Here is a 16,628-nt window from a genome sequence, read left to right on the forward strand (position 1 = left end):
TCATGTCCTTCCGCGTGCGTTGAAGAGTCCGCGATTCATCCGGGTCACCAGGGTGCGCGGGACCAAGCCCGCGACCGCGGTGAGCACCTTGTATTGCACGCCGGGCACGCTGATCACCCGGCCGGAGTCCAGATCTTGCAAGCACCCGTCGACGACCTGATCGACGTCGAGCCACAGTCGCTTGGGCAGTGAACTCATCTCGATGCCGGCGCGCTCGTGGAACTCGGTGTGCACGAATCCGGGGCACAGCGCTTGGATGCGAACACCGGTGCCCGCCAATCCACCCGCCAAACCCTCCGTGAAGGATACGACGTAGGCCTTGGAGGCCGAGTAGGTCGACCCCCGTCCCGGGATCAACCCGGCCACACTCGCCACATTCACGATCGAACCCGCGCCCGCCGCGACCATCGGCGGCAGGGCCGCCCTGGTGAGTTGCAGGACCGAGGTGACGTTGACGTCGAGCTGAGCTTGCAGCTGCGCGGGCTCGAGCGTCCAGAACTCACCCGAATGCGCGAAACCCGCGTTGTTGACGAGGAAGTCGATGCCGCTCGCGGCGCGGGCGGCGACGCGGGCGCGGTCGTCGTCATCGGCCAGGTCGGCGACGAGGACCTCCGACGAGGTGGCGAAACGGCGGGCCAGCTCGTCGGCGAGTTCCCGTAGTCGTTCCTCGTTCCTGGCGACGAGAACCAGGTCGTAGCCGAGGGCCGCGAGGCGGTGGGCGAACCCCTGCCCGATGCCGGACGTCGGTCCGGTGATCATCGCGACGGGGCGGTGTACGCCGGGCAGGCGCAGAGGACTATCGGTCATCGCAGATCGATTCCGGTCGAGGAGGGTGCCGCGACGACTACCGCGGCAGGTGGATCACTTCGGTACGGGGCCCTGATACGGGCGGAAACCCGGGTGGAACGGCCCGCCCGGCCTGCCCGGTTCCGCGTCGTCGAGCGGTGGCTCGGTGCGGGGACGCGGCTCGGGAACCACGGCAAGCGACGGGCGCTTGGGCGGTTCACCGAGCGGACGGCGTCCGGGTGCGGGCTGGTCTTCGAATTCGGGGTCGTCGAGATCGGGGTCGTAATCGGCGGGCAGCGCCGGGGCGCGGCCGCCGATCGGGGCGCGATCGTCGCGCGGTCGGCCGCCGCCGTAGGAGTCGTCGTCCGGGCGAGCGGCAGCACCGCGCGCGGGTTGGCGCTCGTCGTCGTCCGAGCCGACCGCGGCACCACGACTGTCGTAGGGCTTGTCGGTCTCGGGCAGGCGGGCCGCCGCGCCACGGGTGGCGTAGGGCTCGTCGTCGGCCTCGAGTTCGTCGGGGCCGGGGAAGCGGGCGCGGCCACGCTCTTCGGCGTCGGCGAACTCGTCACGATCGGAAGCGAATTCGCGCTCGTCGTCGTCTTCGTCGTACTCGGGCCGGAAACCCGGCGCCAGATTCGCACTGGAGCGCGGGCGGTTGTATTCGTTGGGTTCGGCCACCGGCGGCAGCACGTGCAGCAGGCCGGACAGCCGGAGCACCACGTCGATCGCGGTCTCCCAGTCCTTGGATCCGCTGCCGACGGGCAGCATGCCGAGGGTCCAGTTGCCCTCACTCCACAGCATCTGCACGGTGTCGGACAGCGACTCGATGAAGCCGACCATCCGCTGATCTACCGCGTGCCGCGCGATCTCCGGATCGGTGGCGAACACGACCCGGTCGCCGATGGCGCCGAGCAGTTCCAGATCGTGGTCCTTCGGCGGCGCGGCGGTCTTGAGCCGCATGTCGACGTCGATCTCGGAGCCGATCTGGCGGCGCACGGCCACCAGGGTCGCCGCGTCCTCCAGGTCGAAGAGCACGAACTTCTCGCCCTTGCGAATACCGGAGACCACATCGACCGCCGAGAGGTAGCCGAGCTTGGTGAGCGCGCCACGACGCCACGTCGAGGCGAGGGCGGGCTCCACCGACACGTAGGTGTAGCCCTGGGACTTCGCCCACACCTGTCTCGCGTGTCCGGTGCGCTGCCGCTGGACCCGATCGAAATACAGCAGAACTACCGCACCCACGAGTGCGATCGCTGCTAACCCGAACCACATAGCCGTCATCGTCGCCTAGCCTATCCAGCCGTCGCCGTGATTGCCCGGTAGCACCGGGGATTCGACGCGCGGGTCGCTCATCGGGGGCCGCCCGGCAACGCCGTACTGATGATGATCTTGGCGTGGATCGACCCATCTGGGTTCTTGTCGCCCTGCACCATAACCATGTCGCCGACGGGAAGCTCGCTCGCCTTCGTGCTGGTCAGCGAGATCACCTGGGTGGCATCGTCGATCAGCACCCGAACGTCGGATCCGCCGAGGGTGCTCATGGTGATCTCGGTGCCGGTATTGGCGGTGATGCTGCCCATGGTGGCGCCGAGATCTTCGCCGCCGCCGAGGCCCGGCAAACCGGGGAGTCCGCTCGTGCTCGGCGGCGCGCCCGGCGTGGTCTGTCGCAACGTCGGCGGGGCGAACGGTTGCGTGGACGTCGGCGCCGCAGCGGTGTTGTCGTTCGAGCCGTTGCCGCTCAGTACGAGCCCGGCCAGCACCCCACCGACCGCGATCAACGCCAGCACGCCCAAACCGAGGGCGATCCACAAACCGGTGTGGCGTTTGGGCGGTTCGTCCTGGCCACCGTCCTGCGGACGCGGTGGATAACCCGGCGGCGGCCCGGCTGGATAGCCCTGGTCGTACCCGGGCGGCGGCGCCTGGTAGCCCTGGTCGTAGCCGGGCGGCGCCTGCTGCGGCGGGGGTTGGGCCGCGGGGTAACCACTTTCGTAGGGACCCCATTGGGCGTCGTGCGGCGGCAACGCCTGCGTCGGGTTCGACGGTTGCCCCCACTCGTCGAACGAATTGCCCTTGTACGGCGTGGTCGAGTCGGAGCCCGGCGAACCCAGCCGTTCGGTCGGCGAATCCTCCGGGCGTTGCCCCCACGGATCGTTCGGGTTCGTCATGGGCTCCAGGGTAGGACAGCCCGGCGCGTTTGGGAGGTCCCTACGCACCGGGCTGTGGACAAATCACGAGCTGTGCACAACTTCGCGTTCGACGACGAGCTTGTCGGTGGCGTTGTCCACACTCACCTTCACGGTGTCACCGTCGGCGACCGAACCGGAGAGGAGTTCCTTGGCCAGGCTGTCGCCGATGGCCTGCTGGATCAGCCTGCGCAGCGGTCGCGCGCCGTAGGCCGGGTCGTAGCCCCGCACGGCGAGCCACTGCTTGGCCTCCTCGGTGACATCGAGGGTCAACCTGCGCTGCGAGAGCCGTTTCTGCAGCTGACGCAGGTTGATGTCGACGATCGATTCCAGTTGCTTCGCGTCGAGCGCGTGGAACATCACCACATCGTCGAGCCGGTTGATGAACTCCGGCTTGAACGCGCGGCGCACCGCCTCCATCACCTGATCGCGGTCGCCACCGGCGCCGAGATTGGAGGTGAGGATGAGGATCGTGTTGCGGAAGTCGACCGTGCGACCCTGGCTGTCGGTGAGCCTGCCTTCGTCGAGAACTTGCAACAAAATGTCGAAGACGTCCGGGTGCGCCTTCTCGATCTCGTCGAACAGCACCACCGAGTACGGCCGCCTACGCACGGCTTCGGTGAGCTGGCCGCCCTGGTCGTAGCCGACGTATCCGGGCGGTGCGCCGACGAGGCGGGCCACCGAGTGCTTCTCGCTGTACTCGCTCATGTCGATACGCACCATGGCGCGTTCGTCGGCGAACAGGAAGTCCGCCAGCGATTTCGCCAGCTCGGTCTTGCCGACGCCGGTCGGACCGACGAACAGGAACGAGCCCGTCGGCCGGTTCGGATCGGCGACGCCCGCACGCGCCCTGCGCACCGCGTCGGAGACCGCCTGCACCGCCTCTTCCTGCCCCACGACGCGCCCCGCTACCTCGGTTTCCATCCGCAGCAGCTTGGCGGTCTCGCCTTCGAGCATCCGGCCGACCGGCACCCCGGTCCACGCCGAGACAACATCGGCGATGTCGTCGGGAGTCACCTCCTCGTTGAGCATCACCTCACCGTCGGACGCTCCGGCACTGGCTTTTTCGGCGTCGGCGAGCTCCTTCTCCAGGTCGGGAATGCGCTTGTACCGCAGCTCGGCGACCTTGCCGAGATCACCGTCGCGCTCCGCCCGCTCCGACTCCCCGCGCAGCGCCTCCAACTGCTCCTTGAGCCCGCGCGCCGAGTCGAGGGCGTTCTTCTCGTTCTGCCAGCGGGTGGTGAGCTGGCTGAGCTTCTCGCGATCGTCGGCCAATTCCTGGCGCAGCTTCTCCAGCCGCTGTTTCGATGCCGCGTCGGTCTCCTTCTCGAGCGCCACCTCTTCGATCTCGAGGCGCCGCACCGCGCGCTCGATCTGGTCGATCTCGACGGGCCGCGAGTCGATTTCCATCCGCAGGCGCGACGCCGACTCGTCGATCAGGTCGATCGCCTTGTCGGGCAGGAATCGCGAGGTGATGTAGCGGTCCGACAGCGTCGCGGCCGCCACCAGCGCCGAATCGGTGATCCGCACGCCGTGGTGCACCTCGTAGCGTTCCTTGATGCCGCGCAGGATGCCGATGGTGTCGGCCACCGACGGCTCGCCGACCAGCACCTGCTGGAATCGCCGTTCGAGTGCCGCGTCCTTCTCGATGTACTTGCGGTACTCGTCGAGGGTGGTCGCGCCGACCAGGCGCAGCTCGCCACGGGCCAGCAGCGGCTTGATCATGTTGCCCGCGTCCATCGCCGAGTCGCCGGTGCCGCCCGCGCCGACGATGGTGTGCAGCTCGTCGATGAAGGTGATGATCTCGCCGGCGCTGTTCTTGATGTCGTCGAGCACGGCCTTGAGCCGCTCCTCGAACTCACCGCGATACTTCGCGCCCGCCACCATCGCACCGAGGTCGAGGGAGACAACCTTCTTGTTGCGCAACGACTCCGGCACATCGCCCTCGATGATGCGCCGCGCCAGACCCTCGACGATGGCGGTCTTGCCGACGCCGGGTTCGCCGATGAGCACGGGGTTGTTCTTGGTGCGCCTGCTCAGGACCTGCACCACGCGCCGAATCTCGGTGTCGCGCCCGATCACCGGGTCGAGTTTGCCCGCGCGGGCCAGCTCGGTGAGGTCTGTGGAGTACTTCTCCAGCGCCTGGTAGCTGGCTTCCGGATCGGCACTGGTGACCCGGCCGGCGCCGCCGCGCACAGCGGTGAACGCGTCGCGCAGGGCCTCCGGGGTGGCGCCGTGCTTACGCAGCAGCTGAGCGACGTCCGACGCGCCTTCCGCCAACCCGACCAGCAGGTTCTCGGTGGAGACGAACTCGTCGCCGAGCTCGGTGGCGAGTTGCTGGGCGGCGGTCATCGCGGCCAGCACCTCGCGGCCCAGCTGTGGTTTGGTGGTGGCGCCGGTGGCACGCGGCAGACGGTCGACGAGGGCGCCCGCCTCACGTTCGACTGTCGCCGGATCGACTCCGATGGCCTTGAGCAACGGTGCGGCGATGCCATCGGTTTGATCCAGCAACGCCACCAGCAAGTGTGCCGGACGGATCTCCGGATTGCCCGCCGCCGCGGCGGCCTGAAGGGCGGCGGTGAAGGCCGCCTGTGTCTTGGTGGTGGGATTGAACGAGTCCACGAATCTCCCTTGTGTGTGTCCGATATCGACTAGTTCAACGCTCACAAAGTTGAGTCTGTTCCGCTCAACTCTAAAAACTTTCGGCGGACTTCGGATCCGCGCTTCACGCTACGCCGCGACACCACCGAAGACGACCAATCACCGCATGTCGGACGGCTATCCGCCTAGGATTGCGATGCCCGACTCACCCCCCCGATGCGAGGAGTTCACCCCCATGCGCGCGATCGTGGTCCAGAAGTTCGGCGCCACACCCGAGCTCGCCGATGTCCCGGTCCCCGCCGCGGGGCCCGGTGAGGTTCAAGTGGCGCTCGACGCGGCCGGGGTCAACCCGTTCGACCTGAAGATGGCCGACGGCATCCTGAAGGGCAAGATGCCCACCGACTTCCCGATGATCCTCGGCGTCGACGGCGCGGGCACCGTCTCGGCGATCGGCACCGGCGTCACCAAGTTCAAGGTCGGCGACAAAGTGGTCGGCAAATTCCTGACCGCGCCCGCGGGACACGGCAGCTGGGCGCAGTACGCCACCGTCCCCGAGGACGCGACCCTCGTCCCGATCCCCGACGGCGTCACCACGGTGGCCGCGGCGGCGCTGCCGGTCGCCGGCGTGACAGCCCAGGATCTGGTCGACGCCGCGCATATCCAACCCGGCCAAACAGTGCTGATCGTCGGCGCGACGGGCGGTGTGGGGTCGTTCCTCGTTCAGCTGGCCAATATCGCGGGCGCCCATGTCATCGCGACCGCCCGAGGCGATGCCGCCGACCAGGTGGCGCGCCTCGGCGCCGCCGAAACCGTCGACTACACCCAGGCCCGCCCCGCCGACCCGAATTTCGTCGACCCGGACCCGGCCACCCGCCAGGACTCGAACGTCACCGACGCCGTCCGCTTCACCCACCCCGAGGGCATCGACGTCCTGTTCGACTTGATCAGCTCAGCAGGCGATTTCGCCTCCCATGCCACCCTCGTCCGCCGCGGCGGACACGCCTACTCGACGACTTGGGCGGCCGACGACGCGGTACTGCGCGACCGCGGCATCACCGGGGGAAACTTCGAATCCAAAGGCCGCTCAACGGAATTGAGCCGTCTGCTGTCCCGGGTCGCCGCCGGCGACGTGGTCGTTCCGGTACAGATAACGGTGCCGCTGGAAGCCGCTCCCGCCGTGCTCGGCCAGGGCAGCGCACGCGGAAAGACCGTCCTCGCCATCTGATTCGCGGCCGATAGGGTCGTCAGGTGTCTGACGTGACTTTGGCGAACCTGCTCGACGACGCCGCACTGTATTCCTTCGAGCACCAACTACAACTCGCCGATATCGCCGGTGATCGTGGATGGAGTGTCGACTTGGTGGCCGGCCGGTTCACTTTGACCGGAGACCAGCCGATCGAATGCGAGCGGATGCATCTGCTCGGGTCGGCGGCTCCGGGACCACGGTCCTGGTTGTGGGCGTGGAGCAATCCGGCCGGCTACTCCGATCTCGTCACCGGGCTCGCACAGTCCGTGCGCGACTTGGGAATCCGTTATGGCATCAGCGAACTGGCTGACGCCGAAGTGCCGTTCACCGCTCTTCCCGGCTCGCCCGATCGACCCGAGGGGGTGGTGAACGTATTCATGGACGCGGCCAAGGCGATCTCCGGGGTGTGGACGGCCTACAACGGGCCGGTCGGCGGCGGGACCAGGGCCGCGTTTCTGATCGAACACCCCTCGTTCGCCCTTCCCGCACCCTTCGCGCCCCGCATCGCCCGGGTTATCCAGGAGGGGCTCACCGAGTTCCCTCTCACCGACCGACGCCGCGCTCTCCACGCCTACGCCCATCATCGAGGACTCGGCATCCAGTGGTCCGGCGACCACTCCCGTGCCACGGTCACCGGCCCCGGCCTCACCGGGGAGATCGGCTTCGACGAATCGGCCAGGATGACGAGCATGGACTTGCAGATGGGCAGCGGATAACCCTCTCGCACAGCGTAATGGCCTCGAGCTCGGGTCACTTGCCACAAGCGGGCGAGACATGGGGTCGTTCACGACTTACCCGTCAGCGGGGGCGGTAGGTGCCGGTGCGGGCCTTGGTGGCTGTGGTGGTGAGGATGGTGGCGAGGGTGGTTTTTATTCGGGTGGGGGTGGTGGGTTTGGCTATGAAGGTGGTTTCGCCGTAGAAGACGTAGCGGCCGTCGCCGGGGATGTCGTGGAGTTGGAAGTCGTCACGGCCTTCGGTGTGGCGGTTGTCGACGCTGGCGTGGGCGTAAACGCCGATGTGGGTGAGGGTGGTGGTGGGTTTCGCCAGGAAGGATTCGAGTTGTTCTCGGGGGGTGGGGTTCCAGCGGTCGCGGACGTCGGGACGGGGGGCCGCGAGTTCTGCCGCGGTGACGCGGATTTCGCGGCCTTTGCCGGGGGCAACCTTGGGGAGGGTGGAGAGGACGGCTGCGGCCAGGGCCTCTGGGTCGAACAGGTGCAGGGTGATGTCGCCGGGGTTGGTGTCGTCGCCGGGTGCCTGGACGGCGAGGGAGGCGTAGGTGTCGCGGGTGCCGCCGTGGGCTCGGATCGTTTTGACGCCCTTGGACGCCCCCGCCACCTCGACGCGGGCGTGTGGGGCGAGCAGGGCGGCCATGGCGCGGTCGAGATCGCTGTCGAATTCGGCCATCAGGTTCTCGGCGGCCTTGCTGCGCAGGCGCAGGACCTCGGCGTGGGTTTCGACGTCGGTGTGGCGGTGATGCAGGGGGTACGGGAGGACATCGCGGCCCGCGGCTTCCCACAGGGTGCGGAAATCTAACGCGGTAAAAAGCCAGGTACGCACGGGAGATCTACTCTGTTCCATCAGGATTGGCGACTAGTCGGCGCCGATGACGGGCGGGACCATCTTGGGCAGGGTGTCCAGACCGGTGAGTTCGTCACCGTTCTCCTGCGTGATGAGGTAGTCGGGGATTCCCTTGGTCGATTCGTCGTCCGTGCCGCCGCCTTTGCCCGCACCCGGGCTCATCATGCCGGGCATGCCGGAACGGCCCGCTGTGCCCGAACCCGCGCCGGTGCCACGGCCCCCTGTGGTGCCGGCAGCCGTCGGACTTCCTGCTACCGCTCCGCCGGGAGTGCCCGCGCCCGGTGTGCCCGAGCCAGGGGATCCGCCGCCGGGAGAGCCTGCGCCACTGGGTGATCCGGAAGGCGAGCCCGAGCCGGGGACGGTGGAGCTCGGGGTGGTGGAGGCGGGGGTGGTCGAACCCGGCTCCGTCGACTGGGGAGTGGTCGATTCGGGGGTGGTCGAATCGACTGTCGAGTCGTCGGTGTCGTCCGGGTCAGTGGTGGGGGTGGTCGACGCCGGTGTGGTGGGCTGCGTCGTCGCGGGTTGCGTGGTGGGCTGCGTCGTCGAACCCTGAGTGGTGGATTGTGTTGTACTGAACTTTGTTTCGGGTTCGCCGCCGCCGTTTTCGACGGTTTTCGGGATGGGGATCACCGGGACCTTGTTGTCGGTCTCGTAAATCACCGGGGCGTAGACGGTTTGGAGGATGCGGACGGCTTCGACTCGCGCGTTCTCTTGCGCGACATCGTCATTGCGCCAGCCGCGGCCCGTGAGCAGGGCCCCGACGTTGTCGAGACCGCTGCGGTGCTCGGGCGCGTGGGGGACGAGGCGTTTTGTCGGCTCGAGGCCGGTTCGGAGTTCGTCCAGTTTGGCGCTGGTGAGCGCGGCGGCGGCGGTGACCCTCTTTCCCGTAGTGTCGTATGCCGCAACGGTTTGCGCGGCCGCGCTCGCAGCGGAACCCGCCCAGACGTCGGGGGACATGCCTCGGGCTATCTGCTTGCGGAACTCGTCGAGGGACGTGCTGTTGCGGGTGGAGATTTCGTTCCATGCGCCGATCAGGCCATTTACGGCATCGAGATCTATCTTGTCGACCTTGTCGCGTAGTTCCGCGACGGTCCCAGGAAAGGCATCGTTTTTAGCCACGACGGTGGGGCGGTAATCGCCGTCGAAACCGAGGTCGCCCGCTTTCCGTCGGTTGCCGTCTCGCTGAGCGTTGTATTGGTTCTGGATGTCGGCGATCTCTGAACTGTCGAGTTCGCCGTCGTCGCCGGAGAACGGGGACATGACGAAGTCACGGAGGTTGCCGAATAGGTCGATGCCGCTGATGCTCTGCATGCCGGCCATATCAGCTCACCTGCTCGGTGATGTAGTCGAGGGCGTTGGCGTTCTCGATGTCTTTGCCTGCGATGCGTTTGAAGGAGATGGAGAAGACCTCGCGCAACTGCTTCACCGCCTCTATGTCCTGAAGAATGACTTCGTAGATCGAGTTCGGCTCGCCAACAGCTTGAGCGCGGAATTTCGCCTCGAGCTGCCTGGCGATATCGAAATCACCGAAACCGGTGACGTTCTGCACGCGCTGCGTGACGCCGATGAGCTTCTGGAGGTCGGCTAGTCGTGTATCGCAAGCCTTGAACATATGGAACGCAGCAGCTTCGTCGTTCAGGTAGACCTCGCCGGCCCTCGTCTGTGCGACCAACTGGCTGTAGGGGGTATTGTCCGCCATGCCCAAGCCCTACTTCGGGAACGTCGGTACTAGCACGGCGCCTGCACGCTGGAGGTAGACGCATGGGTCCTCCAACGGCCCGTCGGCGATTGCCGAATTACCAACCGCGAGCTGAACGACCCCCTGCTCGGACGGGAAGACAACATCGCACCATAGGTTTCGGGTGTCACCCTGTACCCGGAACTGGCGCCCCTGGCGATTCGCGATGGCGATGTCGGTGAAGTTGATGTTCCCCGGCTTCTGCTCGAAATAGCTGACAGGCTTATCTGTCGTGTAGACGGTCAGGGCATAGTTGGAACCTTCCCATCCACAGATCTCCCACCCCGACTGCGGAACCCCCGCGACACCCTTCTCCTCCGTCCCCGGATCCACCCCCGCCTCCGTCAACGCAGCATCGGAAATCTCCGTGCACGGATTCCACAACACCGGCTTGGCCGTCGTCGTCGCCCCCTTCGACGTCGACTCCCCCGAGCCACACCCAGCCAACCCGACAACCGCCAAACCGGCAATCACCATTGCCGTACCTGCGCGTTTCATCCCACCCCTTCGGCCGAGTACTGCCTTGACCAGGGACATTAGCACGGTCAGCCGACCAGAGTCGGGGCCGCGTAGGTTGTCTGAGCATGAGCGAACTTCGACTTTCGGCGCCCTTCGACGGGCGTGATCCCGAGGGCAAACCGGTGGTGAACCGGTCGGCGGTGGACTCCGATATCCAGGATCGGGTGCTCGCTTACCTCGAGCATGCGCCGGTGATTCTGAGCGCCCGCGGCCGCGACACCGACGAGTTCGACCCCACCCGGCGCGACGTGCCGTTGAACTTCCACACCGACGGCGCGTTCGTCTGGCCGGGCGCTGTCCCCTACTACCTCCGCAAGTACGGGCTGCCGCCGGAGGCGGCGTTGGTCCAGCACATCGTGGGCAAGGGTTTCGAGATCGGGGAGGTCGACGAGGGGGCGCGGCAGGCGGCGGTGCAGACGGTTACCGGCTGACCCGGCCTCAACGCAAGGTGCGCGACAGGGCTTCCACGCCTGGGCCGCGCAGGTTCGCCACGGCGACGGATCTGCCGGTCATTGCCAGTAGGAGGTCGAGGATGGGTCCGTGTACCGGAGTGCCCGCGCCCGTTGACCATTCGATGTCGTCGGCGGCGAGGTGCAGGCCGCGCAGGTGATGTTTCGCCCAGAAGGGCCAGCCCATCGTCCAGACCCGTTGTGCGGCAACGGCGGCCGCGCGTGGGGTCACCTCGATGGTGCGCCCGAGTGGGCGAGCGATGTCCTGGGCGTGGACGATCACGTCGAAGAAGATGTTGCGGTAGTTGGTCACGGCGGGCAATCGGCGCGATGCCGCGTGCGCGCGGATCTCGTCGGCCAGGTCGGGGCGATCCGAATAGCGGACCGCGACATCGTGATTCATTCGGTGGAAGCGGCCGCCCGCGCGGATTCCCATCCGGATCATCGCGGCCGGGCCGGGCGGCTGCGGCGCCATCGCCAGATGCGCGGCCACATCGCGCACCCGCCAACCCGCGCACAGTGACGGCGAATCCCATTCGGGCGGGGTGAGGTCGTCGAGTAGGTCGGCGACGGCGCGGCGCTGCTGTTCGATGACCCGCCACTGCTGCTCGCGATCCATCGTCGACCTCCGACTAATAGTCAGTGTATCTGACCAATATAGTCAGATAAGCTGACCGAAACAAGGAGGAGAGCGTGGACGAGCTGAACCTGGGCGTGCTCCTGTTCGTCCCGTACCGGGAGATGGAGAGGCGGGTGTTCGCCGCCCTCGGCGCGGCCGGTCACGCCGAACTCACCCCTGCCAAGGCCCGCCTGGTCGCCCGCATCGGCCCCACCGGCACCCGCCTCACCGACCTCGCCGCACAGGCCCAAGTCACCAAACAGACCGCGAGCGCCCTCGCCGACCAGCTGGTCCGCGCCGGCTACCTCGAGCGGGTCCCCGACCCCTCCGACGGCCGCGCCCGCCTTCTCAGGCTCACCCCCACCGGCCGGGCTGCCGCCGACCTCGCCAACCGCACCGCCGAGGAGGTTCAGACCGAATGGGTCTCCCACCTGGGCAAACGAGCGGCTGCCGACCTACGGAAGACACTCACAGCCCTCCGTGAAGTCACCGACCCCTACGCGTGAACCCGACCGACGAATCGGAGAATCCCGCTGGGGCGCGGGCAAGATTCGGCGCTACCAGCTTCGATGGACAGTCCCCTTGGAACCGGTTACCAAGCTGCTCGCCGGAACGTCGTCGGCGACGACCGCGCCCGCGGCGATCACCGCGTCGCGGCCGATGCTGACGCCGGGCAGGATCATCGCGCCCGCGCCGATCCACACGTTGTCCGCCACGTCGATGGGCGCGCCGGTGAGGAATCGACGCCGTTCCTCCGGATCGACGGGATGGCCCATGGTGATGAAGGTGGCCTTCGGACCGACCATCACGCCCCGGCCCAGCCGGATTCCGGCGTAGTCGAGGAAGGTGCAGCCCTGGTTGATGAACACGCGCTCGGCCAGGTCCAGGTTCAGGCCGTGATCGGTATAGAAGGGCGGATAGATCGTGAGACCCGAGGGCAGCGGACGGCCGAGGATCGCCTCGAGCAGCGCCGCCTTCCCGGTCTCGTCGTCGAAGGGCATTGCGTTGAGCCGAGACGTCAACGCGGTGACCTGCAGAACCCGCTCGTGCATCGCCTTGAACTCGGCCCCCAGAACCCGTTCGCCCCTGGCCAGAAGTTCGGGATCGTGAATCTCCATGAAGTTGTCGCTCGCCATCCCCCGATTCTCACGCACTCTTGGCTCACCACCCGCAAGATCACTGACGGGTATCGATGATGGCGAGATCGTGCTGATCAGAGACCTGGGGTTTACGATCCGTGCGGCTGGGAACGGGCGTGACGAGCATCCCTGCACCGAGACGACGGTTTCGGGGGATACTGGGGAGGGCGTCACCGACGGGTGAGCCACATTGTGGCAATTGCAGAGAAACGGAGCTTGACGACGTGGATGCGCGTTCGCTTGCGCTGGTCCGCGCCGATTTCCGCGGGGTGGCCGAGACACCCGGTGGTTCCGAGCGGCTGATCAGCGCTTTCTATGGTCACCTGTTCGCGCAGGACCCGAGGTTGCGTGAGCTGTTTCCGCCTGCCATGGACATGCAGGCCAAGCGGATCACGACGGCGGTGCAGTTCGTCCTCGACCATCTCGAGGACTTCGAACGCGCCCAGCGCTTCCTCGAGCAACTCGCCCGCGACCATCGCAAGTACGGGGTCGAGGCCGACCACTACGACCTGGCCGGACGCGCGCTGCTCGCGGCGCTGCGCACCTTCCACGGCAACCGCTGGACCAGAGAGCTCGACGAGGGCTGGCGTGACATCACGCTGTTGATCTCGGCGTCGATGGCGATCGGCGCCAACGAGGACACGTCGCAGCCGTACTGGGACGCGACCGTGGTGGGGCACCGACGGGTGCTCGACGATCTGGCGATCGTGCGGTTACAGGCCGATGGGCCCATTCCGTTCAAGGCCGGACAGTTCGTGCCGGTCGCGGTGCCGCAGCGGCCGAATATGTGGCGATACTTCTCCCCCGCCATCCCCGCGAACCCGTATGGCGAGATCGAATTCCATGTGCGGCGGATCAGCGGCGGCTGGGTGAGTCCGGCGATCGTCAACGACACCAAGGTCGGGGACCGGTGGAAGATCGCCGGGCCGCTCGGCGGGTTGCACGTGGACCGGGAGTCGGGGCGCGATGTGCTGATGATCGGCTCCGGCACGGGGATCGCGCCGTTGCGAGCGCAGCTGATCGAGATGAGTCAGCGGGGGATCAATCCGCGCGTGCACTTCTTCATCGGCGGGCGCTATCCCGGCGACCTCTACGACGTGGACAACATGTGGCAGCTCTCGCAGTCCAATCCGTGGTTGACCGTGGTGCCGGTGTGCGAGGAACACACCAATCCCTGGTGGTATCCCCAGGATTCGGGCCAGACGCCGATGGGCATGCCGCGCCGGCTGGTGGGTAATCTGGGAGCGGTGGTGACCAGCTTCGGCGCGTGGTCGGACCGTCAGATCCAGATCGCGGGATCGCCGACGATGATCGCCAACACTCGTTACGCGCTCCAGCGGGCCGGTACACCGAGTGAGATCATCGCTGCCGATCCTGTCTGAACCCGCCGGCGACTTCGCGAAAGAGGCTGATGAGCAACGCTTTTCCTGACCCCGCATGGACGGCTACCGTCGTCGGCCACCACCGTCTGCGCCACGACCTCGCCGTGATCCGGTTGATCGGCGATTTCGTGCCGTTCGAGCCGGGCGGTTCGGTGGAGGTCGAGGTGCCGCAGCATCCCGGGGTACGACGGCGGTTCTCCCCCGCGCTGCCGCCCTCGCTGGACGGCAAGCTCGAGTTCCATGTGCGGACGGTGCCCGGTGGGTGGTGTTCGAGTTCTATCGTCGCCGACACCAAACCCGGTGATCAGTGGCGAATCAATGCTCCCCATGGGGTTTTCGCCGTCGATCCCGATGCTGTCGAGGTGGTGATGATCGCCGGCGGTACCGGGCTGGCGCCGATGCGCTCCCAGATCCTGGACCTGGCTCGCCGTGACACCCCGCCGCGCACCTACCTGTTCTTCGGTGGCCGCTCGCCGCGCGACCTCTATGCCAACGACATGCTGTTCCTGCTGGCGGGCGAATTGCCCTGGCTTTCGGTCATTCCTGTTGTCGAAACCCCGGATGATCCCGTGGTGCACGATGAATGGCACGAGCAGACCCGCTCGGACGTGGGCTTCGGTCCGCAGGAAATGCTGCACGGCACCCTCGCCGACGTCGCCGCCGCCCACGGACCCTTCACCAAGAACCAAGTCCTGGTCTGCGGCTCACCCGCGATGGTGCGCACCACCGTCGACCGTCTGATCGAAGCAGGCACTCCCCCGGCGAACATCATCTCCGAAGGCGCCTGACCGGCCTCGCGAGTCAGAACAAGGGATCGTGGCGGATCGCTTGGGCTTGGGTGCCCGCTGGAATGACGAGTCAGAACAAGGGGTCGTGGCGGATCGCTTGAGCTTGCGTTCCTGCTGCCATGAGGCGGAACTTGGTGGTTTGGACCATCGATGGGGAGCCGACGATCTGGACGTCGCGGTCTGCCCAGGGGCCGTAGCTGGCCACCACCTTGCCGATCTGGCCGGTCATGCGGGGCTCGAGGCCGGGGAGTTCGGGCTGGGGCTCGCCGGAATCGAAGTACCACCACGGGTTTTCGTCACTCTCGGTGACGGGGGTGACGGTGAGCCATTTGTTGGCGATGGCGAGTTGGCTCAGGACCTGGAGGTCGTAGAGGTCGCAGGGGTGGTGGCCGCCGACGAACAGGTGGACCTTCGGGTTCACCCGGCGCTGCGCCATCGACATGATCTGCGCGCGCAGGGGGGCGATGCCGGTGCCGCAGCCGACCATCAGCATCTTGCGTTTGGTGTTGCGTGGCACGCCGAGGCCGCCGAGGGGGGAGCCGAGCGCCCACTGATCGCCGACGGCGGTGTGCGCGACCATGGCGGGGCTGACCCAGCCGCCGAGCACTCCGCGAATGTGGAACTCGATCTCGCCGTTGGGATTGGCCGGGTTCGCGGGCGAGAGATAGCGCCACATCCGCGGCCGCGAGGGGATCTGCACGCTGAGATATTGACCGGCGGCGTACTGCATCGGCACGTCGAGCTGGACCCGAACGATCGAGAGATTACGCAGCACCTCGCGATGTTCGACGACGGTGCCCGTCCAGGTAGCCGGTGTCATCTCCTTGTCGGCCGCGCTGATCATGGCGCCGCTGATGGTGGCAAGGCCCTCGTCCCACGCGGTGGCGACCTCATCGGTCCACATCTCCGCGCCGGCGAACAACCGCATGGCCGACTTCAGCGAGTTGGCCACGGCCACATAGTGAGCCGGTTGCACGCCGTACTTACGGTGGTCGCGCCCGAGCTGGGCCAGGAACGGCAGCAGCTTGTCGGGCTCCTCTAGGCGGTCGAGGGCGTAGGAGATCGCCGTGACCAGTCGGTCGCGCTGGGAATCCATGGCGGCCGGGAAGTAGTCTCGGACACCGGGGTAGTCCGTGAAGAGGATCGAGTAGAACGACCTCGACAGCTTCTCGGGTCCACCTTCTTCCGCAGCAACCGCCTTGAACGTAGTACGGATCAAAGCGACAGTCCGCGAATCCATATGTGTCACAACCTCGTTTCGCCATCGAACGCTAGCCGCGCCGGCGAGTGACGGGCTGGGAGGACACTCGTCAGCAGCCGATGCGAGAAGTCTAGGCGAGGTTTGCCAGCTTAGGAATCGTACTCTTAAACATCACGCATGTAATTCCTGAAATACCAGGCGGTTCCCAGCAGTTTCCCATGAAAACATACCCGTGGCCCGTTAATTGAGGGTGAACACTTGCTCACGATTTCTCAAAGTACCCGGCATTCCACACAATTGGATATCAAAGCGCCTGGTAGGGCGACCCTCCCGCTACGACGACGGCCTGCCGTAAGCCGACGCGCCGAGCCATGACACGCGGGGTAGGCACACCGGAGT

The 16,628-nt window shown here is 66.8% G+C and carries 17 protein-coding genes; 6 read left to right on the forward strand and 11 right to left on the reverse strand.

Annotation, left to right across the window (positions count from 1 at the left end):
• The 4 genes from QX204_RS30735 to clpB all read right to left on the reverse strand — a co-directional run bounded on the left by QX204_RS30735 (position 1) and on the right by clpB (position 5,591).
• A complete protein-coding gene (locus tag QX204_RS30735; protein ID WP_301903958.1) occupies positions 1-807 on the reverse strand; it encodes an SDR family NAD(P)-dependent oxidoreductase in 807 nt (268 codons plus the stop codon).
• Between the two features lie 54 nt (positions 808-861).
• Complete coding sequence (locus QX204_RS30740) at positions 862-2,028, reverse strand: TtfA family protein (protein ID WP_301903959.1); 1,167 nt, start codon at positions 2,026-2,028, stop codon at positions 862-864.
• A gap of 107 nt (positions 2,029-2,135) precedes the next feature.
• The gene (locus tag QX204_RS30745; RefSeq protein WP_301903960.1) at positions 2,136-2,951 is read right to left on the reverse strand and encodes a DUF5666 domain-containing protein; all 816 of its coding nucleotides are present in this window, start codon (positions 2,949-2,951) and stop codon (positions 2,136-2,138) included.
• A 63-nt stretch (positions 2,952-3,014) separates the two neighbouring features.
• The gene (gene clpB / locus QX204_RS30750; protein ID WP_301903961.1) at positions 3,015-5,591 is read right to left on the reverse strand and encodes an ATP-dependent chaperone ClpB; all 2,577 of its coding nucleotides are present in this window, start codon (positions 5,589-5,591) and stop codon (positions 3,015-3,017) included.
• Positions 5,592-5,766: 175 nt separating this feature from the next.
• Here clpB and QX204_RS30755 point away from each other — a divergent pair, with 175 nt between their 5' ends.
• Together QX204_RS30755 and QX204_RS30760 are read left to right on the forward strand one after the other, a co-directional pair.
• Positions 5,767-6,795 (forward strand): NADP-dependent oxidoreductase, encoded by a 1,029-nt coding sequence (locus QX204_RS30755; RefSeq protein WP_301903962.1) that lies wholly within the window; start codon positions 5,767-5,769, stop codon positions 6,793-6,795.
• Between the two features lie 23 nt (positions 6,796-6,818).
• On the forward strand, positions 6,819-7,532 hold the full coding sequence (locus QX204_RS30760; protein WP_301903963.1) for a DUF6882 domain-containing protein: 714 nt from the start codon (positions 6,819-6,821) through the stop codon (positions 7,530-7,532).
• An 82-nt stretch (positions 7,533-7,614) separates the two neighbouring features.
• Here the strand turns inward: QX204_RS30760 and QX204_RS30765 are convergent, their stop codons facing one another.
• Genes QX204_RS30765 through QX204_RS30780 form a run of 4 tightly spaced genes read right to left on the reverse strand, consistent with a single transcriptional unit; the run spans position 7,615 to position 10,630 of the window.
• Positions 7,615-8,373 (reverse strand): ESX secretion-associated protein EspG, encoded by a 759-nt coding sequence (locus tag QX204_RS30765; RefSeq protein ID WP_301903965.1) that lies wholly within the window; start codon positions 8,371-8,373, stop codon positions 7,615-7,617.
• Positions 8,374-8,406: 33 nt separating this feature from the next.
• A complete protein-coding gene (locus QX204_RS30770) occupies positions 8,407-9,714 on the reverse strand; it encodes a hypothetical protein (RefSeq protein WP_301903966.1) in 1,308 nt (435 codons plus the stop codon).
• A 1-nt stretch (position 9,715) separates the two neighbouring features.
• Positions 9,716-10,093 carry a hypothetical protein gene (locus QX204_RS30775; RefSeq protein ID WP_301903967.1) on the reverse strand — a complete coding sequence of 126 codons (378 nt, stop codon included), beginning with the start codon at positions 10,091-10,093 and terminating at the stop codon, positions 9,716-9,718.
• Positions 10,094-10,102: 9 nt separating this feature from the next.
• Positions 10,103-10,630, reverse strand: coding sequence for a DUF3558 domain-containing protein (locus QX204_RS30780; RefSeq protein WP_301903968.1), 528 nt, complete (start codon positions 10,628-10,630; stop codon positions 10,103-10,105).
• Positions 10,631-10,716: 86 nt separating this feature from the next.
• On the opposite strand from QX204_RS30780, the gene QX204_RS30785 reads away from it, so the two are divergent.
• Positions 10,717-11,082 (forward strand): hypothetical protein, encoded by a 366-nt coding sequence (locus tag QX204_RS30785; RefSeq protein ID WP_301903969.1) that lies wholly within the window; start codon positions 10,717-10,719, stop codon positions 11,080-11,082.
• A 7-nt stretch (positions 11,083-11,089) separates the two neighbouring features.
• Here QX204_RS30785 and QX204_RS30790 read toward each other — a convergent pair whose 3' ends face one another.
• Positions 11,090-11,719: a maleylpyruvate isomerase family mycothiol-dependent enzyme gene (locus tag QX204_RS30790; protein WP_301903971.1), complete on the reverse strand. Its 630-nt coding sequence runs from the start codon at positions 11,717-11,719 to the stop codon at positions 11,090-11,092.
• Positions 11,720-11,841: 122 nt separating this feature from the next.
• Between QX204_RS30790 and QX204_RS30795 the strand changes: the two genes are divergently transcribed.
• Positions 11,842-12,225 carry a MarR family winged helix-turn-helix transcriptional regulator gene (locus QX204_RS30795; RefSeq protein ID WP_301908162.1) on the forward strand — a complete coding sequence of 128 codons (384 nt, stop codon included), beginning with the start codon at positions 11,842-11,844 and terminating at the stop codon, positions 12,223-12,225.
• 51 nt (positions 12,226-12,276) lie between these two features.
• Here the strand turns inward: QX204_RS30795 and QX204_RS30800 are convergent, their stop codons facing one another.
• Positions 12,277-12,855: a DapH/DapD/GlmU-related protein gene (locus tag QX204_RS30800; protein WP_301903972.1), complete on the reverse strand. Its 579-nt coding sequence runs from the start codon at positions 12,853-12,855 to the stop codon at positions 12,277-12,279.
• Between the two features lie 227 nt (positions 12,856-13,082).
• On the opposite strand from QX204_RS30800, the gene QX204_RS30805 reads away from it, so the two are divergent.
• Together QX204_RS30805 and QX204_RS30810 are read left to right on the forward strand one after the other, a co-directional pair.
• A complete protein-coding gene (locus QX204_RS30805) occupies positions 13,083-14,240 on the forward strand; it encodes a globin domain-containing protein (RefSeq protein ID WP_056823460.1) in 1,158 nt (385 codons plus the stop codon).
• Between the two features lie 29 nt (positions 14,241-14,269).
• On the forward strand, positions 14,270-15,028 hold the full coding sequence (locus QX204_RS30810) for an FAD-binding oxidoreductase (RefSeq protein ID WP_301903973.1): 759 nt from the start codon (positions 14,270-14,272) through the stop codon (positions 15,026-15,028).
• Positions 15,029-15,098: 70 nt separating this feature from the next.
• Here QX204_RS30810 and QX204_RS30815 read toward each other — a convergent pair whose 3' ends face one another.
• Complete coding sequence (locus QX204_RS30815) at positions 15,099-16,268, reverse strand: globin domain-containing protein (RefSeq protein WP_301903974.1); 1,170 nt, start codon at positions 16,266-16,268, stop codon at positions 15,099-15,101.
• Positions 16,269-16,628 lie beyond the last annotated feature (360 nt).

Origin of the sequence: Nocardia sp. PE-7 (assembly GCF_030486425.1) — a bacterium.
Lineage (GTDB): Bacteria > Actinomycetota > Actinomycetes > Mycobacteriales > Mycobacteriaceae > Nocardia > Nocardia salmonicida_A.